Annotated in this window: 1 protein-coding gene; it reads right to left on the bottom strand. The window is 43.8% G+C overall.

Translation table 11 applies throughout. From position 1 onward, the window contains the following. Window positions 1-160: 160 nt before the first annotated feature. Window positions 161-568 (bottom strand): hypothetical protein, encoded by a 408-nt coding sequence (locus QMA35_RS21865; protein WP_281649245.1) that lies wholly within the window; start codon window positions 566-568, stop codon window positions 161-163. Window positions 569-893: the final 325 nt, after the last annotated feature.

The following is an 893-nucleotide window of genomic DNA, read 5'->3' on the forward strand; positions in this document are numbered from 1 at the left end:
GTGAACCGCCCGGTGCGGACCCGCATGCCGGGTGGTGTGGGGAGGGCTGAAGAAAAGTCAGCCCTTACCCGATTTAGGTTTCTTTGTTGAGTTTCACTGTAAGTATTCTTGGAGCTCATGCGCGTAAGGAATTTATTGTTTTTATCATCGGGATCACGTGTCAAAAATATATTGATGATTCACCTGATTTTATTTTCTCTAGGTTATCTTCGATATAACAAAGTAACTCCTCTCCTTCAGCTTCTCCGATTAATTCAAGACCATAATGGCTTAAAATATAACAAAATGCGAAAGCCATGTGAGGATCAATTAAAATTGGATTCATGTCCTTGTTTGCAACGTAGCTCGTTAATGCAGCATCAGTCGCTTTTTTCCTTGTTGTTTCTGTGTTCTTAATGCCTCTGAATTTTAAGCATACTGAAGGTGCCATTTGAAATAGGTCGTGTTCTGTAATTTTACTTCCAACGGCATATCCAAATGGAATTGCCGCTTTCGCATCTTTATATGCAGCTTCAATTTCTGGAAGCCACAACGCTTTTGTGCTTGGGATTTTTCTTTTTGCTTTCATGTGATGAACCATGTTTGAAACCTAACGCCAAGTTGTGGGGCGCCGAAGGCGTCCCAGGCAGCTTGCTGCCGAACACCAACGCCTTGTTGTGCGCGGCCTAGCCGGTTGAGATTGACCGATGCTGGCGTTGCACATTAATTGCGATTTATTGAGGTAAGATTTGCCAGCGGGAAAACCCTAGTTCTTTTAGCATTTTGCACAAAGCCCTGCAGCCACTGGAAACCTTTGCTGAGACAAACTCAAAGCTTGTGCTGGCGTTGCACGTTTGGAAATAGCTGCAATGTTTATTGCCAGCTGCAAGAGCCACGAAAACCCTGAAAATGAT

Origin of the sequence: Parendozoicomonas sp. Alg238-R29 (assembly GCF_947331445.1) — a bacterium.
GTDB lineage: Bacteria > Pseudomonadota > Gammaproteobacteria > Pseudomonadales > Endozoicomonadaceae > Sansalvadorimonas.